The sequence below is a fragment of the Psychrobacter sp. 16-MNA-CIBAN-0192 genome, from assembly GCF_040309565.1.
Classification (GTDB): domain Bacteria; phylum Pseudomonadota; class Gammaproteobacteria; order Pseudomonadales; family Moraxellaceae; genus Psychrobacter.
Map to the genome: position 1 here is coordinate 1 of NZ_JBEOOX010000354.1, position 264 is coordinate 264.

The window sequence follows — 264 nt, forward strand, 5'->3', positions numbered from 1 at the left end:
TTACCACTCAGCGTCGTCATCGCACTACGGCGACCGAAAGCTAAGCCAGCCAGCGTCGGAAAAACAAGATGATCTTTGCCCACTTGCCGGGCGATTTTACTCAGTAACGCATGAGACTTTGGCTGCATGATCTCTGTTAGCTGTGGCGACTCTGCATATTCGTCAACGCTGATTTGGATGTCATGAAAAGCCACCGCCCACTCAAATCCCAATGCCAATATCATGGTCTTCAGTAAATTATAACGGTCGCTTGGCGTCCAAGGC

At 50.0% G+C, this 264-nt stretch carries 1 pseudogene; it reads right to left on the reverse strand.

The window, feature by feature from the left end:
- Positions 1-264 (reverse strand): annotated as a pseudogene (locus AAEY78_RS13565) (acyl-CoA desaturase); the annotation flags it as partial.